Source organism: Rheinheimera sp. 1928-s, from assembly GCF_029269265.1.
Taxonomy (GTDB): Bacteria; Pseudomonadota; Gammaproteobacteria; order Enterobacterales; family Alteromonadaceae; genus Pararheinheimera.
Window position 1 is genome coordinate 1,012,784 of sequence record NZ_JARIXP010000001.1, and the last position, 24,009, is coordinate 1,036,792.

The 24,009-nt window shown below is 45.9% G+C and carries 22 protein-coding genes and 1 other RNA gene; 14 read left to right on the forward strand and 9 right to left on the reverse strand.

Features of this window, described 5'->3' with window-relative positions; all coding sequences use genetic code 11:
- Positions 1-30: 30 nt before the first annotated feature.
- The 5 genes from P3C17_RS04480 (at position 31) to P3C17_RS04500 (ending at position 5,834) form a co-directional block, all read left to right on the forward strand.
- On the forward strand, positions 31-903 hold the full coding sequence (locus tag P3C17_RS04480) for a DUF3014 domain-containing protein (RefSeq protein ID WP_300928293.1): 873 nt from the start codon (positions 31-33) through the stop codon (positions 901-903).
- On the forward strand, positions 903-1,493 hold the full coding sequence (locus tag P3C17_RS04485) for a 1-acyl-sn-glycerol-3-phosphate acyltransferase (protein ID WP_300928294.1): 591 nt from the start codon (positions 903-905) through the stop codon (positions 1,491-1,493). The genes P3C17_RS04480 and P3C17_RS04485 overlap by 1 nt, the downstream gene beginning before the upstream one ends.
- Positions 1,494-1,564: 71 nt before the next feature.
- Positions 1,565-1,662: signal recognition particle sRNA small type (ffs, locus tag P3C17_RS04490), an RNA gene on the forward strand.
- A gap of 95 nt (positions 1,663-1,757) precedes the next feature.
- Entirely contained in the window at positions 1,758-3,695 is a 1,938-nt protein-coding gene (locus P3C17_RS04495; RefSeq protein ID WP_300928295.1) for a S9 family peptidase, read from the forward strand.
- 198 nt (positions 3,696-3,893) lie between these two features.
- Positions 3,894-5,834, forward strand: a complete 1,941-nt coding sequence (locus tag P3C17_RS04500) for a S9 family peptidase (protein WP_300928296.1) — start codon at positions 3,894-3,896, stop codon at positions 5,832-5,834.
- A gap of 51 nt (positions 5,835-5,885) precedes the next feature.
- On the opposite strand, the gene P3C17_RS04505 is transcribed toward P3C17_RS04500, so the two are convergent.
- The 9 genes from P3C17_RS04505 to hisG all read right to left on the reverse strand — a co-directional run bounded on the left by P3C17_RS04505 (position 5,886) and on the right by hisG (position 13,753).
- Positions 5,886-6,383, reverse strand: a complete 498-nt coding sequence (locus tag P3C17_RS04505) for an LURP-one-related family protein (RefSeq protein ID WP_300928297.1) — start codon at positions 6,381-6,383, stop codon at positions 5,886-5,888.
- A 205-nt stretch (positions 6,384-6,588) separates the two neighbouring features.
- A complete protein-coding gene (gene hisIE / locus P3C17_RS04510; RefSeq protein ID WP_300928298.1) occupies positions 6,589-7,221 on the reverse strand; it encodes a bifunctional phosphoribosyl-AMP cyclohydrolase/phosphoribosyl-ATP diphosphatase HisIE in 633 nt (210 codons plus the stop codon).
- Positions 7,218-7,991 carry an imidazole glycerol phosphate synthase subunit HisF gene (gene hisF, locus P3C17_RS04515; protein WP_300928299.1) on the reverse strand — a complete coding sequence of 258 codons (774 nt, stop codon included), beginning with the start codon at positions 7,989-7,991 and terminating at the stop codon, positions 7,218-7,220. Before hisF ends, hisIE begins: the two co-directional genes overlap by 4 nt.
- Positions 7,973-8,710 (reverse strand): 1-(5-phosphoribosyl)-5-[(5-phosphoribosylamino)methylideneamino]imidazole-4-carboxamide isomerase, encoded by a 738-nt coding sequence (gene hisA / locus P3C17_RS04520; RefSeq protein ID WP_300928300.1) that lies wholly within the window; start codon positions 8,708-8,710, stop codon positions 7,973-7,975. The genes hisF and hisA overlap by 19 nt, the downstream gene beginning before the upstream one ends.
- 36 nt (positions 8,711-8,746) lie before the next feature.
- On the reverse strand, positions 8,747-9,349 hold the full coding sequence (hisH, locus tag P3C17_RS04525) for an imidazole glycerol phosphate synthase subunit HisH (protein WP_300928301.1): 603 nt from the start codon (positions 9,347-9,349) through the stop codon (positions 8,747-8,749).
- Entirely contained in the window at positions 9,349-10,419 is a 1,071-nt protein-coding gene (gene hisB / locus P3C17_RS04530) for a bifunctional histidinol-phosphatase/imidazoleglycerol-phosphate dehydratase HisB (protein ID WP_233009651.1), read from the reverse strand. The genes hisH and hisB overlap by 1 nt, the downstream gene beginning before the upstream one ends.
- Positions 10,416-11,507 carry a histidinol-phosphate transaminase gene (gene hisC / locus P3C17_RS04535; RefSeq protein WP_300928302.1) on the reverse strand — a complete coding sequence of 364 codons (1,092 nt, stop codon included), beginning with the start codon at positions 11,505-11,507 and terminating at the stop codon, positions 10,416-10,418. Before hisC ends, hisB begins: the two co-directional genes overlap by 4 nt.
- The gene (gene hisD, locus P3C17_RS04540; RefSeq protein WP_300928303.1) at positions 11,504-12,847 is read right to left on the reverse strand and encodes a histidinol dehydrogenase; all 1,344 of its coding nucleotides are present in this window, start codon (positions 12,845-12,847) and stop codon (positions 11,504-11,506) included. Before hisD ends, hisC begins: the two co-directional genes overlap by 4 nt.
- Before the next feature lie 3 nt (positions 12,848-12,850).
- Positions 12,851-13,753, reverse strand: a complete 903-nt coding sequence (gene hisG, locus P3C17_RS04545) for an ATP phosphoribosyltransferase (protein ID WP_300928304.1) — start codon at positions 13,751-13,753, stop codon at positions 12,851-12,853.
- Between the two features lie 451 nt (positions 13,754-14,204).
- On the opposite strand from hisG, the gene P3C17_RS04550 reads away from it, so the two are divergent.
- From P3C17_RS04550 to P3C17_RS04590, 9 genes are all read left to right on the forward strand, one after another.
- On the forward strand, positions 14,205-14,465 hold the full coding sequence (locus P3C17_RS04550) for a hypothetical protein (protein ID WP_233078186.1): 261 nt from the start codon (positions 14,205-14,207) through the stop codon (positions 14,463-14,465).
- Positions 14,466-14,554: 89 nt separating this feature from the next.
- Positions 14,555-16,474, forward strand: coding sequence for an ATP-dependent DNA helicase (locus P3C17_RS04555; RefSeq protein WP_300928305.1), 1,920 nt, complete (start codon positions 14,555-14,557; stop codon positions 16,472-16,474).
- Positions 16,475-16,514: 40 nt separating this feature from the next.
- On the forward strand, positions 16,515-17,234 hold the full coding sequence (gene tsaB / locus P3C17_RS04560) for a tRNA (adenosine(37)-N6)-threonylcarbamoyltransferase complex dimerization subunit type 1 TsaB (RefSeq protein ID WP_300928306.1): 720 nt from the start codon (positions 16,515-16,517) through the stop codon (positions 17,232-17,234).
- A 111-nt stretch (positions 17,235-17,345) separates the two neighbouring features.
- Positions 17,346-17,651 (forward strand): hypothetical protein, encoded by a 306-nt coding sequence (locus P3C17_RS04565; protein ID WP_300928307.1) that lies wholly within the window; start codon positions 17,346-17,348, stop codon positions 17,649-17,651.
- Between the two features lie 112 nt (positions 17,652-17,763).
- Positions 17,764-18,756, forward strand: a complete 993-nt coding sequence (locus tag P3C17_RS04570) for a sulfite exporter TauE/SafE family protein (protein ID WP_300928308.1) — start codon at positions 17,764-17,766, stop codon at positions 18,754-18,756.
- A 59-nt stretch (positions 18,757-18,815) separates the two neighbouring features.
- Positions 18,816-19,559, forward strand: a complete 744-nt coding sequence (locus P3C17_RS04575; protein WP_300928309.1) for an SDR family NAD(P)-dependent oxidoreductase — start codon at positions 18,816-18,818, stop codon at positions 19,557-19,559.
- Positions 19,556-20,035, forward strand: a complete 480-nt coding sequence (locus tag P3C17_RS04580; protein ID WP_300928310.1) for a DUF2878 domain-containing protein — start codon at positions 19,556-19,558, stop codon at positions 20,033-20,035. Before P3C17_RS04575 ends, P3C17_RS04580 begins: the two co-directional genes overlap by 4 nt.
- The gene (locus P3C17_RS04585; RefSeq protein WP_300928311.1) at positions 20,028-20,525 is read left to right on the forward strand and encodes a chalcone isomerase family protein; all 498 of its coding nucleotides are present in this window, start codon (positions 20,028-20,030) and stop codon (positions 20,523-20,525) included. The genes P3C17_RS04580 and P3C17_RS04585 overlap by 8 nt, the downstream gene beginning before the upstream one ends.
- A 535-nt stretch (positions 20,526-21,060) precedes the next feature.
- Positions 21,061-23,874, forward strand: a complete 2,814-nt coding sequence (locus tag P3C17_RS04590; protein WP_300928312.1) for a TonB-dependent receptor — start codon at positions 21,061-21,063, stop codon at positions 23,872-23,874.
- Positions 23,875-24,009: the final 135 nt, after the last annotated feature.

A 24,009-nucleotide genomic window follows, 5' to 3' on the forward strand; every position in this document is an offset into this window, starting at 1 on the left:
TATCCGAATTAGTGAAAGGAAAAAACAGAAATGACCGAGAAGGCTCCTGGCACAGGCCAGCAACAATATTATATAGGTTTAGCTGTAGTGGCTGTGACCCTGATTGCCATCGTCTGGTTTTTCTTCCGATCAGATAATGCTGTAGTTCCGGAACCAGAACCTACTCCAGTACCAACATTACAACAACCAGCTCCTGCTGATGTATTAACAGCGGATCAGGATCCTGTAGACAGCCTAACAGTGCAAGCTCAGGATGAAACTCCTTTGCAGGAAACTCCACTGGATGACGCAGTAGCTGTTGAACCTGGCGTAAAGTTACCCAGCCTGGATAATTCTGATGCAGAAGTGAAAACCGGTTTGTTAGGGTTGCGCTGGAAAGCTGGTTTAGCGTCGCTTTTTGTTACTGAAGATATGATCCGCCGTTTTGTGGTGAATGTAGATAATATAGCGCAAGGAACTTTGCCAAAAGGTCAGCCATTGTTTCAGCCTATAACTGTCAAGTTTGCCACTTTACCGGCAGAAGAGGGGGCAGTGCAGCTGGACCCGGCCAACTTTGAACGTTATGAGCCTTACCTGCAGCTACTGGAAAGTGTATCTGTGACTGAAGTAAAACGTCTATTTGAATACTACTATCCGCTGATGCAAGAAGCTTATGCAGAGTTAGGTTACACGGATGCGCAGTTCCGCGTGCGTTTGCAGGATGCAATCAAAGTGCTGTTAGCCACACCAGAAGTGGCACCTCCTATGACACTGGCTCGACCAAATGTTTATTACACTTATGCCGATCCGGACATCGAAGCTTTACCTTTGGCACAACGTCAAATGATCCGATTAGGGCCTGATAATCAGAAACGCTTAAAACGGGTATTGGAAGCCCATCAGTTGGTGTTAGCTCAGCCTTAATGCCTACTTTACCTGCGATTCCGGCTACTTTGCCACGTCGTTACAGCAACCGGGGTCAGAAACTTGGCCTCTGGTTGCTGAAACTGCTGGGCGGCTGGAGTATTCAGGGGGAAGTGCCTGCCCACAAAAAAATGGTGATAGCCGTTGCCCCTCATACTTCCAATCAGGATTTTTTTGTCGGTATAGCGGCAGCTCTCGCGCTGGATCTTAAAATTCGATTTTTAGGCAAACACAGTATTTTTATTTGGCCTGTGAAAAGGCTGTTGCTGTCGTTAGGCGGTATCCCTGTTGACCGCAGCCACCCGCATGGCGTGGTAGGGCAAGTGGTGGCAGAGTTTGAACAAAGTGATTCGCTGTTATTAGGTTTATCACCCGAAGGCAGTCGTAAAAAGGTGGAGCAGTGGCGCTCAGGGTTCTGGTTTATCGCCAAGCAAGCCAATGTGCCTTTATGTTTGATAGGGCTAGATTACCAGCACAAACAACTGGTGTTTGGTCCATGCTTTACTGCTGGCGAAAATTTCGACGACGATCTACAGCAAATGCGGATGTTTTTTCAGCAAATGGCTGCAAAGTATCCGGAAAACGCTTAAGTTCTTGCACAGAGAAAAGCTTTTCAGCATAATGCGCGCACCAGTTTGACTGGTACCTTCAATGGTGGCCTCATCGGTCCTCCCGCAATACTAATTCGTTCACCTGGTCAGATCCGGAAGGAAGCAGCCAAAGCGAATAACGTATGTGCCGGGATGTCGGCTGGTGAGGTCGCCACCCAAATTTTTCTGTCTGGATTGCCACAAGCTTTGTAATTCGTTACATTGCATTCTCACGTCATTTTTTTGTAATGGAATGGATTCTGTATGAATAACTTTCTTTCCGGTTTATTGCTGGCATGTGCAGTTTTACCTTTTTTATCTGACGCAACTGAAGACACCAAGACAAGCGTTTTGCCACTTGAGATGTTTTATCAGGGCGAGCGCATTGAACAACTCCGCTTATCGCCAAATGGAAAACGTTTGGTCGCGCTGAAAAACATCAAAGAAGACACGCTCATTCAACTGATCGATCTAACCTCGGGCGAGTCGGTCTATCTGGGAAGAACAGATAATAAGAAGTTTAAATTTGCCTGGGTGCGTTGGGCTAACGATACACATTTGCTGGCCAGCTTTCGATATGGCGACGTGCGGGGCTTGGGGACTAAAACCACTGAAACCCGTTTGTTCTCTATTGAAGCCAAGGAGGGGGCTCAGTTAGTTCCTATGGTGAGAGCTGCAAGGGACGGTGAGCATCAGAGCCAGTTTCAGGACGATGTAGTTAAGTTGCGTTTCCCGGATGACGATCATTTTTTACTTGGCATAGACCGGGAAATTCCAGGACATGACAGCCTGTTTCAGGTTAACGTAAAAACGGGGAAAACCACACTGATCCAGAGGCACAGGTCCAATGTTGCTTCATGGTTAGTTGACAGACAAGGGCAAGTCAGAGCCAGCACTGACTATAACCAGAAAACAACGGAATCCTCCGTACGTGTATTGCGTCCTGGTCAGACAGAGTGGATTGAAGCCTGGCGCTGGCCAGCGTTTTCTGAGCAAGCTATTTCCATTCTTGGTTTTGGTAAAGATCCAAAAGATCTTTATATATCAGCCAATCATGAAGGCCGCTTAGCCGTGTTTAAAGTGGATTTAAGCCAAGCCGACTTGCCCCGTCAGTTGATCTTAAGCCATCCTGTGTATGATATCGAAGGCTCATTGATTTATTCGGCTGCGCGTGATGAACCTGTAGGTATTTATTTCAGTGATGAGTCGTCCCGCAGTTTATTCTGGGATGAGGAATTTAAAGCTTTTCAGGCCGGTTTGGATAAAGTGCTGCCTGACACAGTGAACTACATTTCCAATTTAAGTTCAGATGACAGAACCTACTTGGTCTACGCCACCAATGCTACCAATCCAGGCGTTTATTTACTTGGTAACAGGGACGAAAAAACTTTAATGCATTTGGCTGAAACCTTCCCTGGACTGAATGAAGAAAATTTAGTTCATAAAGAAAAAATCTCTTACAAAGCCCGGGATGGGCTGACGATTGAAGGTTATGTCTCACTACCCAAAGGCAAAACAGGGCCTGGCGCTATGGTGGTATTGCCTCACGGTGGACCTTTTTCTCAGGACTCCAATAGCTTTGATTCTTTCTCAGCCTACCTGGCGAATAAAGGCTACATAGTATTTCAACCAAACTTCCGTGGTTCAACTGGCTATGGTCATCAGTTTCTGACTCAGGCTGTGGGTCAGTATGGTATGGCAATGCAGGATGATATAACAGATGGCACTGCGTATCTGATTGAACAGAAGATCGCAGACCCAAAACGTATTTGTATTATGGGTGCCAGTTATGGTGGCTATGCTGCATTGTTAGGCGCTGCCCGTACTCCTGATCTGTATCAATGCTCTATCAGTTTTGCCGGTGTTTCGGATTTACGTGAACAACGTAACAGTTACCGAAACTACACCAGTTACAATCTGGCGAAAAAGCAGATGGGTAAAGATAACGACCTGCTGGAACAAAATTCTCCGTTGAATATGGTCGAAAAAATCAAAGTACCAGTTCTGTTGTTACATGGCACTGAAGATCGCAGTGTGCCAGTAAAACAAAGCCGTATGATGGCGAATGAACTGGCTGATGAAAATAAGGTGTTCACCTATATTGAAATTGAGGACGGCACTCATCACCTGGATTATTTGCYGCATCGCAAGCAAACCTTTGAAGCTATAGATGCCTTTTTAAATAAATATTTACCACTTTGATACTCTGACAAACCGCATTGCGGTTTGTCAGTTACAAGATTTTTGATGAAAGTTTCGACAACTGGCAGCAAGTGCAGATGTTGTTCAGCACAGGGTATGTTTTCCCAGTTCTGGACATTTTTTGTTGCTTAATTTTACAAATTTCTAATAGAATCAAACTGCTTTTTAATAGGATCTCATTAGCTAAAAGGATTAAGCATGTCAGCTTTCTGCGCCCGCTTTATGGTTTATTTAGTTCCTGCTTTGTTTTTCTTTGTACCACACGCTTTTGCCGGGCCAGAGAATAAGCCAACACTTGAAACATTTTATCAAAGCCCTTTATTGCAAAAATTAAGTTTGTCACCTGATGGCAGTAAATTAGTTGCTCTGCGAAATGTAGGCGAGGAAACCTTTATTCAAATAATTGATTTGAATACAGATAAATCTATATTGCTAAGCAAAACTGACAATATCAAGTTCAGATATGCGTGGGTAGAATGGGCTAATAATTCGCATTTGCTGGTCAGTCTTCGTTTTACAGCTGTAAGAGCTGGTGGCATAAGGACAAACGAGACCCGTTTGTATTCACTGGCAGCAAAAGAGGGCGCTGAACTAGTGCAAATGGCTAAAGACAGACGTGATGCCAGATTCACCAGCCAGTTTCAGGATGATGTCATCAAGCTTCGATACCCGGATGATAATCACTTCTTACTCAGTATTGATCGGGATTTACAGGGACATGACTCTGTCTATCAGGTACATGTTCAAACTGGCGAAATGAGGTTATTACAACAGGCGCAACGTTCAGTACGCAATTGGCTGGTTGACCGTCAGGGCGAAGTCCGTGTTGGTTTTGGGTTCAAGGCTGGCAACGCAGAACATTCCATCCGCATTAAACCACCGGGTAAAGAGCAGTGGCTTACGGCCTGGAAAAATACAGTGTTGGATGAACCTGGTATGGCGGTGTTGGGTTTTGGTAAAGAAGCAAAAGATTTGTATGTTGCGGCAGATCATCAGGGACGTACAGCTTTATATAAAGTGGATTTATCAAAAGCTGATTTTCCAAAAGAGCTGGTAGTAAGTGACGAAAAGTATGATGTTTCGGGTTCGTTAATATACTCCAGAGCAAAGCAGGATGTAGTAGGGATTTATTTTAATTCTGACGCTTCAAGAAGCATGTTTTGGGATCCTGAATTTAAAGCGTTTCAGGCCGGGTTAGACAGAACATTACCCGACAGTCACAACTATGTGGTCAGTTTTAGCGACAACGCAAGGCGTTATATAGTGTACTCGTCCAGTGTTACTGAACCTGGTACTTATTATTATGGTGACAGGGACGAAAAAACCTTAGTGCCTTTAGTGAGTATATTGCCCGGTTTAGATGAAACCACTTTAGTGGCCAAGTCCAGGGTTGAGTATAAAAGTCGGGATGGTTTAGCTATCGAAGGGTATGTTTCAACACCCAAAGGAAAATCAGGCCCTTTACCCATGGTAGTTTTACCTCATGGTGGCCCTATGAGTCAGGACTCCAATAGTTTTGATCGTTTTTCTGCTTATCTGGTCAATAAAGGCTACCTGGTATTTCAGCCTAACTTCCGCGGTTCCAGTGGCTATGGGCGTGATTTTATGATCCAGGCTATGGGGCAATATGGCATGGCAATGCAGGATGATATTACCGATGGTGTAAATTATCTGGTTCAGCTGCAACTGGCGGATCCTAAAAAGATTTGTATTATGGGGGCCAGTTATGGCGGTTATGCGGCTTTATTGGGCGTAGCCAAAACACCGGACTTATATCAGTGCGCTATCAGCTTTGCTGGTATTTCAGATCTGGAAGAATTACGTGGCAGCTATCGCCATTTTGTAAACTATCAGGTTGTGCGAAAACAAATAGGTACTGATAACAAACAATTAGAGAAAAGCTCACCACTCTATTTGGCCGACCAAATAAAAGTTCCGGTCTTATTGATCCATGGCGATGAGGATTTATCTGTGCCTGTAAAGCAAAGTCGTGAAATGGCTGAAGCACTAAAAAAAGCGGATAAAGTTTATCAATACATTGAACTTGAGGATGGCTCTCATCATTTAGATTACTTGCCTCATCGCCAAAAGACCTTTGAAGTGATTGATGAGTTTCTTGATACGTATTTGCCCCTTTAAAAAGCAGAGGCGCTCTGGCGCCTCTTTTTTCTGAGCAAAACACGAGAAGCGTTAATCGTCCACCACTGAATTAGTGCCTGAATGCTGCATGCGGTCTATCACTATCACTGCAGCGAGCAATTGAGCTGTCAGTTTAGGATCAAAAATATCCACACCATAAGTATCTGACCAGCTAAACCAGGACTTTGACACTTCTGCCAGGGTTTTGCCGTTTTGACTGATTTTATATTCGTGTTGCCATAAATTACCCTGCATTTCCAGCTCACCTGCCGGACCTGTCACAGTAAAACGGCTGGTCCAGAAGGGCCAGAATCTTTTGCGAATAAGCCACTCACTGCCATCAGCACAAAGCAGCCGACAGGCTGGCATAATGGTCAGGTATTTGCGTTTTATTTTTAAAAGCTCAACACCACGACTGTCAAATAGGGTCTGGCTGCTGGAGATACTGAAAAACTTGCCTTTGACGCTAAAAGCTTCGTTGCCATTTTCATCTTCAATAGTAAAGCTGTCGGTCAGGCTGAATATCTTTTGTTTGATTTTATATTTCATCGTTGCAGCTCCTGATTTACATCATCTGTCGTTCATATCGCTCTTATGCTGCCTGAGTTTCTCAGTGGATCAAAGCCATAACATAATGATTTACAAAAAAGTGTTATGGTCGACGATCTGTAATTTGCGCTGCAGCGCATGCAGGTTGCAGGAATAAATAATTCCCACAACCTGACAATAAGAGGATATAAAGGGAAAGAAGGGATCAGCTTTTTTTCTGATGCCGCTGCCGTAGTACCTCAAGTACATCATGCAAAGCCAAATCCTGGCTTTTTAGTAAGACTAACAAGTGATAGATCAGATCTGCAGCTTCGTTTTTCAGCTCTTCTCTGTCGCCTACAGTAGCAGCCAGGGCGGTTTCTACCCCTTCTTCACCCACTTTTTGCGCTATACGTTTCACGCCTTTGGCAAATAAAGAAGCGGTGTAGCTGGAGCTTGGGTCGGCGCCGTATCTGCTGTGGATCACTTGTTCCAACTGATCTAAAAAGGCTAAGTCTGGCTGGTTAGCATCTTCTGCGTGCCAGCAACTTTCAGTGCCGACATGACAAGTAGGGCCTATCGGCAATACCAACGCCAGAATACTGTCCTGGTCGCAGTCCGCTGCCATGCTTTGTAATTTCAGCCTATGGCCTGAGCTTTCGCCTTTGGTCCATAAGCGGTTTTTACTGCGGCTGAAAAAGGTAACATCGCCGCTTTCCAGGCTTTTTTGCAGCGCTTCTTTGTTAGCAAAACCCTGCATCAGTACTTTGCCTGAACGGGCGTGTTGCACTATGACCGGCAATAAGCCATCGCCTTTGCTGAAATCCAGCTGGTCCAGGTTAGTTAAATTCAGTTTCATGGCCTGATCTCCAGCTTACGTTCTAATAAAAATGCTTTTAGCTCTGGTATAGGAATAATTCCTTTGTGGAACACCGAAGCGGCTAAAGCACCGTCGACATCGGCTTGTTCAAATACATCAGCAAAATGCTGCATAGACCCAGCACCACCACTGGCAATCAGTGGCACTTTGCACGCATTTCGCATCAGTTGTAACTGAGTTAAATCATAACCCTGGCGCACACCATCCTGATTCATACAGTTCAGCACTATTTCACCAGCGCCCAGCTCCTGCACCCGTTTTAACCAGTCCAGTGTTTGCCAGCGGGTTTTCTGAGTGCGGCTTTCATCACCGGTGAACTGATACACCTGATATTGGCCTGTTTCTTTATCAAAAAAGCTGTCGATGCCGATGACCACACATTGCTGACCAAAGCTGTGTTCCAGCTCGCTAATCAGTTCTGGTCGTGCTAAAGCAGGGCTATTGACAGAGATTTTATCTGCGCCCATCTCCAGAATCAGGCCAGCATCAGCGACAGATTTAATACCACCAGCGACACAAAAAGGAATGTCGATGACTTCAGCAATACGGCGCACCCAGCTTTTATCCACCACACGACCATCGCTGGAGGCGGTGATATCGTAAAACACCAGCTCGTCTGCGCCTTGTTCGGCATAGGCTTTTGCCAGCGGTACTATATCGCCAATGATTTCGTGATTACGAAACTGCACACCTTTGACCACTTTGCCATCGCGCACATCTAAACAAGGAATTATGCGTCTTGCCAGCATTGCATTGCCTCCTGTGCGGTGAACTTACCTTCCAGCAAGGCCCGGCCTAAAATCACTCCAGCCACGCCTGTTGGCTTTAAAGCAGTGATATCAGCCAAAGAGCCAACGCCACCAGAGGCTTGCCACTGAATTTGTGGGTACTTCCGCACCAGCTCTGCGTATAAAGCGACATTAGGGCCCTGCAAAGTGCCGTCTTTACTGATATCGGTGCAAAGCACATGCTTGGCGCCAGCGGCAATAAAACCATCCAGCACCTGCTCAAGGGTAATAGTTGATTCTTCAATCCAGCCGTGGCTTGGCAAAGTTTTGTCGCCTTTGGCATTGATAGACACATCAAGCGCCAGAACTATCTTGTCACCGCCATACCTACGTAACCAGCCTTGCACCTTTTCTGGTTCGCGAATAGCCACACTGCCTACGACTACGCGGCTGGCACCAGCTGCCAGTAACTGCTCTACATCAGCTGCTGTGCGCACACCACCACCTACTTGTACTGGCAGAGGCGAATTTTTCATTAAGGTCGTTAGTAGCTCAAGCTGGCGATCCGCAGCGTTTTTTGCCCCTGTTAAATCCACCAGATGCAAAATGCCTGCGCCAGCTTCAGCGTATAAGTCGCGCAGCTGCAATGGAGTTTGCTGATATTCAGTGGTTTTATCGTAGCTGCCCTGATAGAGCCGCACTGTTTTACCTTGTATTAAATCTATAGCTGGAATAATCACGTTCAGTCCTGTAACGGCAAGGCCGGATGAGAAAAATTAACCATTAAAAGCCAGAAAATTCTGTAATAAACGTGCGCCGACAGCACCTGAACGTTCAGGGTGAAATTGCGCACCAAGTTTATTGCCTTTGCCAATCACAGCGGCAAAGTCACTGCCGTAATTGCAGCGGGCTAAGGTGGTATCGGATGGCGCTACCGCAAAACTATGGACAAAATACACATAGTCTTTTTCGCCTATGCCTTTAAGCAGCGGGTGATTTTGCGCACTATCTTCCACCTGCAAAGTATTCCAGCCCATATGAGGCAAACGTAAATCACCGACTTGCATACGTTTGACCTGACCTGGTATTAAACCTAAACAGTCGACATCGCCTTCTTCGCTGCGGTCGGTCAACAGCTGCATGCCTAAGCAAATACCAAGTAGTGGCTGCTCTGCCTGTTGTAAGGTGGCAATTAAATCGCGTTCACGTAAATTTGCCATCGCCTGACGGGCTGCGCCCACACCTGGCACTAATAAACGGCTGGCGTTTTTAATCACGCTTAAATCGCGGCTGACTTTGGCATCTACACCTAAACGCTGGAAGGCGCAATACACAGAGCTGATATTGGCGCAGCCGGTATCTACAATCACTAGCGACATTAAAGCACTCCTTTACTGCTTGGCAGGGCTTCACCCGACACTTTAATCGCCTGGCCAAGTGCCCGGCCGAAGGCTTTAAATAAACCTTCGACCATATGGTGTTTATTGCCCGGGCTGACGGATAAGTGCAGCGTCATCAGCATGGCATCGCTTAATGAGCGGAAGAAGTGGTGCACCATCTCCAGATTCATTGTGCCTACAGAGCCCTGACCTAAATCGGCATCAAACTTCAGCAGCGGTCGGCCGGACAAATCCAGCACACATTCAGCGCGGCATTCATCCATGGGCAAAACAAAACCAAAGCGGGTAATGCCTTTTTTATTACCCAGCGCTTGTTTTAACGCCTGACCTAAAGCCAGCGCTGTATCTTCTACACTGTGGTGATCGTCTATGTGTAAATCGCCTTTCACTTTGAGTTGCAGGCTAAAACCACCGTGGGTAGCAATCTGATCCAGCATATGGTCAAAAAAGCCAACGCCGGTTTCAATGACGTTGCCGCCTTGTTGGTCTAAATCGACATTGACCTGAATATCGGTTTCGCGGGTGACACGATTGACGCTGCCTTTACGGCCTTTGCTTAACAGCTGTTTGGTGATTTCTTTCCAGCCTAAAGTGTCGCGGTCATAACGGAACGAAGGCAGTCCCATATTTTCGGCCAGTTGCACGTCAGTTAAGCGGTCGCCAATAACAAAAGAGTTGGTGAAATCTACTTTGCCCTGCTGCAGATAGTCTTTGACTAAACCCAGCTTCGGTTTACGGCAGCTGCAGTTGTCTTTATCAAAGTGAGGGCAAATCAGAATATCGTCAAAACGAATGCCTTGTGAATTCAACAACTGCATCATTTTTTCCTGCGGCGCATCAAAGGTATCACGCGGGAAACTTGAGGTGCCAAGGCCATCCTGATTGGTTACCATCACTAAGGAATAACCTGCGGCCTGCAGCTTTAATAATGAAGGCACCAAGTCAGGCTCGTAGGCTAACTTTTCCAGTGAATCCAGTTGTTTATCTACCGGAGGTTCTTCCACCATAGTGCCGTCACGGTCGATAAATAAAATAGCTTTGGCACTCATAAAGACTCCTGTTTTTCTGAATTTGGTGATAAAGAATAAGACGACATAATCTGTTGTAACTGCGCCATTTCATCTGGTGAACCAATAGACACCCGCACTACCTGGCCTAAACCCAGCTGGCTGGATTGGTTGCGAATCAGCACACCTTGCTCTGCTATGAAGCTGACCAGTGCAGCCGCATCAGGCACAGCCAGCAGCACGTAGTTGGCCTTGGATGGATATACAAAGCTGACATAACTCAGAGTCCCGGCAAAAGCGCTAAAGCTATCGCGTAAGCTGTTAATTTGTTCCACTGTGGCGCGCATCTTTTGCTGGCCTTGGGCTGATAACGCCTGCACTGCAATTTCAGCCACAGGAGCTGGCACAGGGTAGGGCGCAATCATCTGGCGAAGTGCGGCAATGACTGAAGGCTCTGCCAGGGTAAAACCACAACGCAGACCTGCCAACGCAAAAGCTTTAGATAAAGTACGCAGCACCACTAAGTTGCTGTATTGGTTTAATAAACCAGCCACTGAAGCTTCGGGTGCAAACTCAATATAAGCTTCATCGACCACGACTAAGGCCTTATCTTTGTAAAACTCCAGCACCTCGACAATTTGCTCCCGGGGTATTAAATCGCCTGTTGGGTTATTAGGGCTACAAATAAACACCAGTTTTACATTGGCTTTTTGTGCAAATAAGGTCGGCAGATCCAACGTCAACTCTTGAGTTAATGGCACTATATTGACATCCACCAACTGACTTTCGGCGCTGATTTTGTACATGCCATAAGTGGGTGGGCAAATGCTGATGGCATCTTGTCCTGGCTCACAGAAGCTGCGAATGAGAAGCTCAATCCCTTCGTCAGCGCCACGACTGGTCAGTACCTGATTGGTTTCTACGCCGGCATACCCTGCATAAGCGCTAATCAGCTCTTTTGGCTGACAATCCGGGTATCTGTTGTATTGGCCTGAAAGTGTATAGTTGGTTGCCATAGAGTTTTCGTTGGCATTCAGCCACACCGAGCCGCCGCTCATGCTTAAACGGGCTGAGGCATAAGGCACCAGTTGTTGCACTTTTTGCCTGGCTAAAGAACTGATACGGCTCATGAGCGATTTTCCTCTGAAATTTTTGCTGAAAGCTCTAACTCTGCTAACCGAAATGACACGGCGTTAGCGTGCGCATCTAATCCTTCGGCTTTGGCCAGTTTGACAATAGTTGGGCCTAAATCGCGCATGCCATCCGCTGTTAAGGTTTGCACTGTGTAGCGACGGTAAAAGTCGGCCAAACTTAAACTGCTGTGATTACGGCTGTAGCCATAAGTGGGCAATACGTGGTTGGTACCGCTGGCATAATCACCTGCCGATTCTGGCGTGTATGGGCCAACAAAAATACTGGCGGCGTTAGTCAGTTTGCCCAGTAAGGCCTGATCGTCAGAGGTTTGAATAATTAAGTGTTCAGGCGCGTATTGATTGCTGACTTGTGCCGCTGTTGCTAAATCCGGCGTTAAAATCAGTCTGCTGTTGCTCAGGGCTTTTTTAGCAATTTCAGCGCGGGGTAATAAAGCCGTCTGACGTTTTAACTCACTAATAGTGTTAACCAGTAAAGCTTCAGAAGGGCAGACCAACACCACTTGTGAGTCCGGGCCGTGTTCGGCCTGGGATAATAAATCTGCCGCCACAAACACCGGATTGGCGTTGTCATCGGCAATCACTAAAACTTCAGAAGGGCCGGCAGGCATATCAATAGCGGCGCCGCGGGCGTCTTGGCTGACTTGCTGTTTTGCTTCAGTGACAAACCTGTTGCCAGGGCCAAAAATTTTATCCACTTTGCCTATAGTCTCAGTGCCATAGGCCAAGGCGGCAACAGCCTGAGCACCACCTAAAGTATAAATCTCCGTAATGCCACAAAGTGATGCTGCATAAACAATCTCAGCAGCAATATCGCCCGCTTCAGGTTGGCCCGGTGGTGTGACTAACACCACACGACGGCAACCGGCCAGTTGAGCAGGCACACCCAGCATTAATACAGTTGAAGGCAAAGGGGCGCTGCCGCCTGGTACATACAAACCGACCTGATCCAAAGCGCTGTAATTCAGTTCACAGACCACACCGGGCTGAGTTTCAATACGGATATTTTGTGGCAATTGAGCGGCGTGAAAGGTGCGGATATTACGATACGCAATCTGAATGGCGGTTTTTAGCTCATCAGATAAAGACGCAATTAAGCCTTGTTGCAACTCATCAGCCAAACGCAAAGGGTTGCGTTGCAGCTTGTCGAATTCGCGGCTAAACCGCAGCAAAGCAACATCGCCTTCGCTTCGCACAGCACGAATTATATCTTTCACCGTCTGTTTTAAGCTGTCGGATTCCTGCTGCAGCGGGCGTTCTAATAAAGCCTGCTGCGCAGTTTTATCCAGTTGTTGCCAGTTGCTGATCTGAAACTGCATGCCTTACTCCATCATCTTTTCAATGGGTAATACTAAAATAGAGCTGGCACCTAAGCCTTTCAGTTGCTCCATGGTTTCCCAGAACAAAGTTTCGCTGCTGACCACATGCAAAGCCACTAAATCATCATTGCCAGCCAGCGGTAATAAAGTTGGATTTTCGGCACCCGGCAGCAGAGCTATCACTTCCTGCAAACGAGCCCGTGGCGCGTGCAACATAATGTACTTGCTTTCATTGGCTTGCATCACGCCCTGAATACGTGGCATCAGTTTTTTAATCAGTTTCAGTTGTTTGTCATCAGCCAAATCCCGACGCTGAATCAGTACAGCTTTAGAGCGGTAAATCACTTCCACTTCTTTTAAACCATTGGCTTCTAAAGTGGCGCCTGTAGAGACTAAATCACAAATGGCGTCGGCTAAACCTGCGCGCGGTGCTACTTCCACCGAGCCTTTTAAATTAACGATACGGCAATTGACGCCGTTTTGTTTTAAATAGCGATTCAGTAAACGTGGGTAAGTGGTGGCAATAGTGCGGCCTTCTAAATCTTTGATGGATTTATAGTCTTCTTCTTGCGGCACAGCGATAGATAAGCGACAGCCACCAAAGTCCAGCCGGGCCAAAACAGTGTAATCGTACGTTTCGTTGTCCATTTGACGTTGCAAGGAGACTTCTTCCAGCACGTTTTCGCCAACAAAACCTAAGTCACAGACACCATCCATCACTAAACCCGGAATATCGTCATCCCGCACCCGCAGTAAGTCGATATCCATGTTTTCTACATGGGCGATCAGGCGCTGTTCGCGTAAATTGATTTTTAAACCGCAGCTGGTTAAAAGTGCCTGAGAGTCTTGCGACAGGCGACCTGACTTCTGAATGGCGATACGTAATCTGTTGGTAGTGACTGTCATGTTATTTATTACCTTATAAAAATCGTAAAACAAAAACCCCGGGATTTTAGCCCCGGGGTTCAGTTGGAATTGGTTTGCACTTTCTCCACCGCAGGCTGGTTATAACCTAGCCTCCAATGTCAACACGGACCGGCTAGTCGGATAAATGATGGTGATGATGCCAGTGAATGTTGATAATCATGAAAGTGACTCCTCGTTAATATGTATACAAGCTAACGGCTTTTTGTCATTCAGGCAACAGAATTTTTTGCTTCAGCTGTATTTTATTTTAAGCTTGTAATTATGTTATCTAATTGTTTTCATTCTTTTATTTTGTTTTTTATACAATTATTTACGATAAGAACTGAATAAGTTATAAAAAATAGACTCTAACAAATTGAGTGAAAATTACTCAGGTTGTATAGATAAAGTTATTTAACTCACTGCCGATAACAAAGCAGAGGAGGAGTTTATGGACGTTTTATTTCCCTATTTATATCGACCACCAGGTACACCGCCGGGTCAAGCCGGACCTATGATCGCGCCTGTGTTTAAAGATGCCAAAATCAGCGCTTATGAAAAAGAGGAAAAACGTTTTCTGATTTTGTTAAAAGACCAGCAAAAAAAACGTCAGGACAGACGCCGCTCTGACGACTATCCGCCTGCACCTGAAACTACACCTGAAGAAGAGCAGCATGTAGATGATGAAGGACACTTAGATATTTTTGTCTAGCCAAGGCATAATAGCGCAAATTCTTGCCGGGCCTTGTTTATGCTGTTGTCTGCTGTTTCATCCTCCATCTCTGTCTTGTCTTTTTGCTTATGCTAAAACAAGTGCAGCAGGCTTTTGCCGAACAAGGAGCTTTATCCAAAGCTATTGACGGTTTTAAGGCCCGGGAACCGCAAAAGCTGATGGCGGCTTCTGTGACCAAATCCATTGAAAACGGCAATGCGTTATTGGTCGAAGCGGGCACTGGTACAGGTAAAACTTACGCCTATTTAGTACCTGCGTTGTTATCTGGCAAAAAAGTTATTTTATCTACTGGTACGAAAAACCTGCAGGAACAGTTGTTTTTCCGCGATTTACCTACAGTACTCAAAGCTTTGGCTTTGCCGGTGGATACGTCTTTACTCAAAGGCCGTTCCAACTATTTGTGTTTATTCCGCTTAGATCAGCATTATCAGCATGTGCCTACTGCAGATGCGGCTGTGATCAATGATTTAAGCCTGATCAAAAAATGGTCTAACGAAACCCAGAGTGGTGATATCGGCGAGCTTACTTATATAGCCGAAGACTCCAAAGCTTTGCCTCTGGTGACCAGTACCACCGACAACTGCCTCGGCAAAGACTGCCCTTCTTATGAAGACTGTTATCTGCTGAAAGCCCGTAAAAAGGCGATGCAGGCCGATTTAGTGGTCGTGAACCATCATTTGTTTTTTGCTGATATGGCGCTGAAAGATACGGGTTTTGGTGAGCTGCTGCCGAATATGGATGTGGTGATCTTTGATGAGGCCCACCAAATTCCGGATATTGCCAGTGAGTATTTTGGCGAGACCTTATCCAGCCGTACTTTGCTGGAGCTCTGTAAAGAGCTGGAGCTGATTTGTAAAACTGAATTGCGTGACCATCCACAATTAAGCAAAACAGCAGACAAACTGGCGACTTTAGTGCGGGACTGGCGCTTGCTGTGGTCCGATGAACCTGAACGGGGTAACTGGCGCGATAGCAGTAAAAGACCGGATGTCCAACTGGCGCTCACCCGGGTGTCAGAAGCTATGGGCATGTTGTATCAGGTGCTCAAAGGCAGTTTAGGTCGCAACGAAGTGGTGGATCACTGTTTTGAGCGCTTGGCTTTGGCTAAAACTCAGCTGGAGAAACTGCAGGATGTCAGCAAAACCGGCGTCAGTTTTTGGTATGAAACCACCAGACAGCATATCAGCCTGCACTTAACACCTTTAAGTATTGCCGATAAATTCCGCGAGCTGGTGTTTGCCGAAAAACGCAGCTGGATTTTCACCTCAGCTACCTTGTCGGTGGATCAGGGTTTTGCCCACTATATCGAACAAATGGGTTTGCAGCAGGCGGACACTTTGTTGCTCGACAGCCCTTTTGATTATGAACAACAGGCTATGTTGCTGGTACCTCGGTATTTACCTGAACCTAATGATGCCCGTATGGGCAAAGCGCTGCTAAAATTGGCGGTGCCTTTAATTGAAGCCAATCAGGGCCGCTGTTTTTTCCTCTTCACCAGCCATCGGATGCTGCAGTGGATGGCCAATGAGCTGCCCCAACATTTGTCTTTGCCTGTGCTGGTGCAGGGCACTACCAGTAAACGTTTATTGCTGGAACAGTTTGTTGAAACCAAACATGCGGTGTTACTCGGGACAGGCAGTTTCTGGGAAGGCGTGGATGTAAGGGGTGATACCTTAAGCTGCGTCATTATCGATAAATTACCTTTTGCCTCGCCTGACGATCCTTTATTGCAGGCGCGTAATGAAGATTGCCAAATGAAAGGTCTGGACCCTTTTGCTTTAGTGCAATTGCCACAAGCTGTGATCACTTTAAAGCAGGGCGTTGGGCGTTTGATCCGTGACGTGTCAGACCGGGGTGTCTTGGTGATTTGTGACAACAGATTAGTGACCCGGCCTTATGGCTCTGTATTTTTAAAAAGCTTACCGCCGATGCGCCGTAGCCGTGATTTGCAGGCTGCTGTGAAATTTTTAGAAGATTTACCCAAGTAATATAAGTAAAACAATCCGAATTGTAGAAAGGAGTAGCCTGTTGAAATTACTGGCGTTAGATACCTCAACCGAAGCGTGTTCAGTGGCTTTAACTGTCGATGGCAAGATTCTGACTTTAGATGAAGTCTGCCCGCAGCAACACAGCAAACGTATTTTGCCTATGGTGCAGCAACTGTTGTCTGAAGCTGGTTTAACTTTGCAGCAACTGGATGGTCTGGTATTTGGTAAAGGCCCTGGTAGTTTTACCGGTGTGCGTATTGGAGTAGGGGTTTGTCAGGGCCTGGCTTTTGGCGCTGAACTGCCGGTTTATGGTGTATCAACTTTGGCCGCCATGGCACAAGCTGCACACAGATTACATCAGGCTCATCAGGTGGTTGCTGCCATTGATGCGCGAATGAATGAAGTCTACTTAGCCAGTTTTCAGTTAGATGATCAAGGCATGATGCAGGCATTAAGCACTGAAATAGCGGCTAAACCGACGGCTTTACCTGCACCTGTGTTAAAAGGCCATATTTGTGCTGTAGGTACTGGCTGGCAAACCTATCCGCAGCAGTTGGAAGACTGGCATAAAACTGGCAACAGCGGAGCAGAGGATCTTGCTGTTGTTCATCATAGCCCTGTGATTCTGTACCCTTCAGCGCAGGATATGTTGAGTCTGGCGGCAAGTCCGTTCCGGCAGGGGCAATTTATTGCCGCGGAAACGGCAGAACCCACCTATGTCAGAGACGAAGTGACCTGGCAAAAACTGCCAGGCCGATAAACCCGTCGTCAGAGTAGCAGCGACGTAGGGTATGAAGATTTAAAAAAGCGACTTGGCGAAATTTTTTGCTAAGTTATACTGGCACTAAAGCAAGGCGAACGTTGAGCAGTTATGACAATAGCCGTTAGTCGTGATGTACCCCAAAGCCCTAGTGTTGGGCTGGTATTTCAGGGCAATAAAACCAAAGCCGTTGAGGCTGAACCACAAAGCAAAACCACACTGGTGCCATCGGGTTCCGGTGTGCGTGCTGACGCTGAAGCTTTGTCTATGCTGGATCAGCAGGAAGCACAAAAACGCACCACTTACGACCAGCCAAAACAGCGCAATCAACAAGCTTTAGATGCCTACGAAATGTTAGCCAATCAGGACAAGCGCGAAAAAATTCAGCAAATGTTTAGCCTGGATTTGTACGCTTAAAGCAAAATTCCGCTCCAAAACAATCACTTCAAAATTCATAACAACAAAATCAATGAAAGTGTTTTCATTGTGATTTATGCTGTCTTTCTAATAAGAAAAAAGGATGTCAGTGATGTTTGACAGCAAGGTATTCAGGCTTTGGTTTGTAGCGGCTTTAGCGGTATGGCTAGTGCTTTTTAGTCAGTTTAATCAACTCAGTTTTTTAATAGAGCATTGGTATTATCCGGCCATTATGGTCGCTGGTGCTTTTGTTGCAGGTGTGACGCCAGAAGGCGGTGGTGCTGTTGCTTTTCCCGTGCTGAATATTTTCCTCAATATTGACCGCACTATGGCGCGGGATTTCAGTTTAATGATCCAAAGTATTGGCATGACCAGCGCCAGTATTTTTATCTTAAGTCACAAAGCTAACCGGCTAAAAACCTACAGGCCTTTATTGGTCTTTATCCCTGTGGCTTTTGCTGGTTTTGTATTGGGGATGCAACTGCTACAACAACTGCCTGTATACATTATGCAGGCGCTGTTTTTAAGTCTGATCACCAGTTTTGCTGTGGTTTACAGCTTTGGTAAACACAGAGGCAGTAAAGCTTCTTTAGACTTAAATAAACCCATGGATTTTATGTTGTTGCTACTGATGTTGCTGGCTGGTGGCATGTGCGCCAGTTTATTTGGCACAGGTGCAGATATTATTTTATATACCCTGCTGGTGACCCGTTTTCGGATGCAGGAAAAAGTAGCGACTCATATGAGCATTATGTTGATGGCTGCGATCAGTGTACTTGGTTATGCCTACCGCCATTTTGTTGATCAGGGCTTAACTGGCTATCAGGTCCAAACCTGGCTTTGTGCTTATCCAGTCGTGTTGCTGATGGCACCTTTGGGCGCTTATGTGCTGCATCGTATTAATAAAGAAATTATGTTGTATGCCATAGCTGTGCTGAATATTGCTCAGTTATTGTATTTCCTCTGTTATAACCCTTCGGTGAATAAGCTGATCTGGGCTTCTGTGTTCACTGTAGTGTTGTCCACAGGCTTTTATCTGCTGATCCGTAACCTGAGCCGTAAAGCTGTGCTTGCCGAGGCGCCGAAGCTTGCAGTGTCGCACTAAAGGATCCAAAACACTGCTCTGAACGTATACACAAATATCCAATTCAGGAGTTTGTATATATGCCTCGTTATTGTTTAATTACAGGAGCCAGTTCGGGCTTAGGTCGCGAGCTGGCCATTCAATATGCTGACGCTGGCTGGCAAGTTATCGCTGTGGCCCGTTCAGTGAATGCACTGAACGAGTTGCATCAGAAACACAAAAGCATTCACGCTCTTCCTTTAGACCTAACCGACACGCAATTGTTTTCTGCCGCTGTAGATCAGCTTTCCCAACAGATCCCTGCTTTGGATTTGGTCATCCTCAATGCAGGCAGCTGCGATTACGTCGATGCGACCAATCTTCCTCTGGATATTTTCGACCGAACTCTTGCATTGAATTTCCAGGCCCAGGTGGCGGCTGTGAAGTTGCTATTGCCGCTGCTGCAAAAATCGGAGCAAGGTACTTTGGCTGTTGTCAGTAGTCTGGCGCATTTATTTCCATTTACCAAAGCAGAAGCTTATGGCGCCAGTAAAGCTGCTTTAAGTTATTTTGCTGACAGCTTAAGAGTGGATTTAACGGACTCTGCTGTGCGGGTCTGTCTGATTGAACCTGGTTTTGTTGATACGCCTTTAACCCAAAAAAATGATTTCAAAATGCCTTTTTTGCTTCAGGTATCAGATGCGGCAGGCCGTATTCGCAAGGGGCTTGATGCACAGCAGCTGCGCATTCGTTTTCCTAAACGTCTGGTATTTAGCCTGCATTTACTCAATCTGCTGCCTTATTCGTTGCGCTGTAAAGTTGCAGCAGGGATGCGCCAACCATGACAGCAATGAACTGGCCGGTTTTAATAGGCTTTAAATTAAGCTGGTTTGCGCTGGTGTTATTGCAGAACATGCTTGTTATTCCTGTGTTGTTATTTTTGCTCTGGTCCTTGTGGCGCATTAGCCCGTCCGAGCGTCTGGCCTGGTTGGTACTGGCTGCAGTGGGTATAGCTCTGGATTCTCTGTTGCAATACAGCGGTGTGTTAAGTTTTACCGGTTCCGTCTGGTTACCGCTCTGGATGTTAGTGTTGTGGCTGGTGTTTAGTCTGGTGGTGGTGCAGGTGTTTTCGGTGTTTTTGCAAAATTACTGGTTAGCGGCACTTATTGCAGCTGTGTCTGGTCCAATGGCTTATCTGGGTGGAGCTGCATTAAGTGGTCAGATGCAAATAAGTAACACAACAGAGGCTTACATAGCGTTGGCTTTGTGTTGGGCTTGTTATGGTGTGTTGTCCGGATGGAGCAGAAGATTTTATGCGTAAAATACTGGTTATAGCGACTATTCTGTGCAGCTTAGCTGCACAAGCAATGCCTGATAATGTCAAACTTGTGGGGCAGGGGCAGTTTAGCTATCTGTTCTGGGATTTATATCAGGCAAAGTTATATACGGCAGATGGCAGCTGGAACGATTATCAGCAGAGTTCGCCTGTGGTACTGAAACTCACCTACCAGCGTACTATCAGTAAAGAAGATTTTATTGAAGCTACGGTCGATCAATGGAAACATTTGCAAGGCAAGCTTTCTGCTCATCACAAAGACTGGGCGACACAGTTAGATAAACTCTGGACCGATGTTAAAAAAGGCGACGAATTAAGTTGTGTATTAGCGGCTGATGGTAAGGTGCAGTTTTACTTTAATGACGAACTGCTTGGAGATATCAGTGATCCTGCTTTTGGCCCGGCTTTTCTGGATATCTGGTTGTCCGAGAAAACATCAGCGCCCAAACTTAGAAAGCAGTTGCTGCAGCTTTAGGAGTAATAGCGGATCAGCGCTTCTGCAGCTCAACGGCTGAATGGTCAGTATGTCTTGAGCAAAATTTGCCGGAACCCTGTTTTCTTAATCAGCTAATTTAGCTGATGTTGTTTTTCATTTTATTTACTTAAAGTTTTTCCTTAAAACTGCTCGAGTACTGATTTTGTTTGTTTCTTCAGCAGTGGGCTGAAGGGCATAAATGTTTTTTTATTTAAATTATCTTTGTGAAACAACCCGCTAGGTTTTTTTGTCTGCTTTTTTTAGTCCTCACTTATTAAATTGACTTGTTTATTTTGTATACAAATTTTCATCTTGTTGATTTTTATCATAAATTTAACACCTGTGTTTTTTGCGGCAGATGCCCTTTAACCTGTGCTTTTGTGCGGCAAAAGCTGTTGACCCCGACAAAATATAACCTTTATCATCCGCCGCCGTTTTGGGATAACCCCAAAATCAGGTGTGTTGTAGCTTCAATCAACGCCAATGTTGATTGCCGTAAAAACAGAGTCACTACTTAGTGACCCAGGGAGACAAAATGTTTGTAAGTAGTAAGTTGTCAAAAGCAGTTAGTTTAGCTGTAGCTTTTGGTGCTGTGTCAGGCGTCACTTTTTCTGGTTCGGTACATGCTCAGGAAACGGATAGTGTTGAACGTATTCAGGTTACAGGTTCAAGTATCAAACGTACCGATTTTGAAGGTGCTTTACCGGTTCAGACTATTGACCGTGCCGCTATTGACCGTTCAGGTTTAGCAACAGCAGGTGACTTAATCCAGTCTATTCCGTCTATGCAAGGTTTCACTTCTGACGGTGATTCTGTCGGTGGTGGCGGTGGTGGTATGAAAACCGCTTCGTTACGTGGTTTAGGTGCTGAGTATACTCTTGTTTTGATCAACGGCCGCAGAATGGCACCACGTGGCTCAGGCTCGACTATCGACCTGAACTCTATTCCTTTAGCTGCTATTGAGCGTGTTGAAGTACTGACAGACGGCGCATCTGCTTTGTACGGTTCAGACGCTATCGCAGGTGTTGTAAACTTTATTACGAAAGACGATGCTCAGGGTGTGAATGTTACTGCCCGTTACAGCAAGCCAGAAGAGAAAAATGGTACCAGCGACAATTTCTCAATCACTGGTGGTTTCGGTAACTTTGATACTGACGGTTACAACGTACTGTTATCTTACAGCCGCGATTCTCAGGAACAGCTGAAAGCGACTGACCGTGATTTTGCTAAATCAGGCATCATCCCATTCAGCGTAAATAACAAAGATTATTACTATGTTGCAGGTTCGCCAAACGCTATCCCTGCAAATGCCCGTTATGTATACACAGACGCTGATGGTAAATCAGTAAACTCTGCAGCATTTAACCCGTACGCAAAACAAAACGGCGCTTGTGCACCGGATAACTTTGAATCTTCAGGTTTATGTCAGTATGACTACACAACTACAGTAGAAATTCTGCCAGAAAGTAAACGTGATTCACTGATGCTGGGCACCGATATTGCAATTAACGATGATACAAAGTTTTTTGCAGATGTGATGTATTCTGATTTCTCTCAGACTACCCGTATCGCACCTAACGCTACAGGTTTCTTCAGTCTGGATGCCGATTCAGCTTTAGCTCAACAATATGTTATGCCTTATGTTGACCCTGCTCATGTGGGTTCAGTGACTTCTGTGCAGGCGCAATGGCGTGCATTACCGCTGGGTGGCCGTGCTACTGAGTGGAACACTAAATCAACTCATATCGTCAGTGGTGTTGAAGGTGTGATTGATACCATCGACTACTCAGCTGCTTTTACGTATTCAAAAAATGACACTGACGAGAACATCGCTGGTGGCTACCCAATCTATGACAAGTTCATGGATGCCGTAGGTTCTGGTCTGGTGAACGTATTTGAAACTCCGGATAAAATCAGTGCAGCAGGCCTGCAGGCGCTGCAGGATTCTCAGTACTTCGGTAACTGGAGCAACGACACTACTGAAGTAAAAGGCTTTGATCTGAAAGCCTCAACTCCAGTTTATGAATTGCCAGCAGGCGATGTGTACATTGGTACTGGTGTTGAATTCCGTAACACAAACTACGTAAGTTCTCTGGCTGATGCGAACAAACAGGATCTGTTGTTAGGCGCAAACATTGGCTCTGAGTATGATTTAAGCCGTGATAACTACGGTGGTTTTGTTGAGGTGATAGTTCCGGTACTTGAAGATCTGGAACTGACAGGTGCTGTGCGTTATGACAACATCGGTGAAGTGACCTCTGATTTCGTTTACAACGAAGACGGTGTTGCCGGTCCTGGCAGCTACAAAGTAAACGATTCAATGAATGACACGACGTACAAGCTGGCATTGCGTTACAACGCAACTGAAGACTTGTTACTGCGTGCTTCAACAGGTACAGGTTTCAAAGCTCCATCTATGTTAGCTTTAGGTCAGCCTAAAGTTGAATTTGGTGTAACAAGCGGTGCCTACCTGTGTCCATTCGCTGGTACTACAGATCCACTGGCCGCCGTATGTAGCGTTTCTCCACAGCAGTTTGAAGCGTTCAGCCAGGGTAACCCTGGATTAAAACCAGAAGAGTCGAAGCAGTACACTTTAGGTTTTGTCTATGCTCCTGACAACAACTTCAGTTTCAGCATGGATTACTGGAACATTGAACTGACTAACCTGGTGACTTCAGTCACTGAGTCTCAGATCGTTGCAGATCCAGTACGTTACCGTGATTTGTTTACTACTAAAACAAACAAAGCCACTGGTCAGGAAGAACTGGCTATTGTATTTGCAAGCGTGAACGTAGGTCAGTCTAAAAATTCTGGTCTCGACTGGGATTTAACAATAGGCAATGACTTATCTTTTGGTCGTTTAAGCACTACCTTAGCTGGTACTTATGTACTGGACAGCGAATACACTCGTCCTGGTACTACTAATGACTGGATCAGCAGCTTAGGTCGTTTTGGTGATGACAACGCAGTTGTATTCAGAACTGTAGCTAAATTCATCAATACCTTAACCCATGGTGATTTCGCTCACAGTGCAACTCTGAATTACCGCAGTGGTTATCAGGATCAAGCGCAATCTGCAGCAAGCCGCTATGTGCGTTTAGGCTCTGTGAATGGTGTTGGTGTGGACATGCAGCTGAGTGTTCCTTCGTATGCAACCATTAATTACCAGACAAAGTATCAGGCTATGGACGCTTTAGGTGTAACCTTCGGTATCAATAACCTGGCAGATCGTGCTCCGCCATTATCATTACGTTCAGGTGGTGCTGGTCACCAGGTGGGTTTCGACCCTCGTTATACTGACGTTTATGGTCGCACTTTCTATTTAGGTCTGGACTACAAGTTCATGTAATCTGAAGAAATGTGAAGGGAGCAGAGCTAAAGTACCAGCTTTGTTTCCCCGACAAAATAAAAACCCCACTGCATGCAGTGGGGTTTTTTATTTGATTTTTAGTTTGCCTCAGGCTTGATCTGCGCCGTTGGAAAA

Coding starts and splice junctions, on each gene's coding strand:
- P3C17_RS04480 (WP_300928293.1), top strand. CDS start 31: ATGACCGAGAAGGCTCCTGGCACAGGCCAGCAACAATATTATATAGGT.
- P3C17_RS04485 (WP_300928294.1), top strand. CDS start 903: ATGCCTACTTTACCTGCGATTCCGGCTACTTTGCCACGTCGTTACAGC.
- P3C17_RS04500 (WP_300928296.1), top strand. CDS start 3,894: ATGTCAGCTTTCTGCGCCCGCTTTATGGTTTATTTAGTTCCTGCTTTG.
- P3C17_RS04505 (WP_300928297.1), bottom strand. CDS start 6,383: ATGAAATATAAAATCAAACAAAAGATATTCAGCCTGACCGACAGCTTT.
- hisIE (WP_300928298.1), bottom strand. CDS start 7,221: ATGAAACTGAATTTAACTAACCTGGACCAGCTGGATTTCAGCAAAGGC.
- hisF (WP_300928299.1), bottom strand. CDS start 7,991: ATGCTGGCAAGACGCATAATTCCTTGTTTAGATGTGCGCGATGGCAAA.
- hisH (WP_300928301.1), bottom strand. CDS start 9,349: ATGTCGCTAGTGATTGTAGATACCGGCTGCGCCAATATCAGCTCTGTG.
- hisB (WP_233009651.1), bottom strand. CDS start 10,419: ATGAGTGCCAAAGCTATTTTATTTATCGACCGTGACGGCACTATGGTG.
- hisC (WP_300928302.1), bottom strand. CDS start 11,507: ATGAGCCGTATCAGTTCTTTAGCCAGGCAAAAAGTGCAACAACTGGTG.
- hisD (WP_300928303.1), bottom strand. CDS start 12,847: ATGCAGTTTCAGATCAGCAACTGGCAACAACTGGATAAAACTGCGCAG.
- hisG (WP_300928304.1), bottom strand. CDS start 13,753: ATGACAGTCACTACCAACAGATTACGTATCGCCATTCAGAAGTCAGGT.
- P3C17_RS04550 (WP_233078186.1), top strand. CDS start 14,205: ATGGACGTTTTATTTCCCTATTTATATCGACCACCAGGTACACCGCCG.
- P3C17_RS04555 (WP_300928305.1), top strand. CDS start 14,555: ATGCTAAAACAAGTGCAGCAGGCTTTTGCCGAACAAGGAGCTTTATCC.
- P3C17_RS04565 (WP_300928307.1), top strand. CDS start 17,346: ATGACAATAGCCGTTAGTCGTGATGTACCCCAAAGCCCTAGTGTTGGG.
- P3C17_RS04570 (WP_300928308.1), top strand. CDS start 17,764: ATGTTTGACAGCAAGGTATTCAGGCTTTGGTTTGTAGCGGCTTTAGCG.
- P3C17_RS04575 (WP_300928309.1), top strand. CDS start 18,816: ATGCCTCGTTATTGTTTAATTACAGGAGCCAGTTCGGGCTTAGGTCGC.
- P3C17_RS04580 (WP_300928310.1), top strand. CDS start 19,556: ATGACAGCAATGAACTGGCCGGTTTTAATAGGCTTTAAATTAAGCTGG.
- P3C17_RS04585 (WP_300928311.1), top strand. CDS start 20,028: ATGCGTAAAATACTGGTTATAGCGACTATTCTGTGCAGCTTAGCTGCA.
- P3C17_RS04590 (WP_300928312.1), top strand. CDS start 21,061: ATGTTTGTAAGTAGTAAGTTGTCAAAAGCAGTTAGTTTAGCTGTAGCT.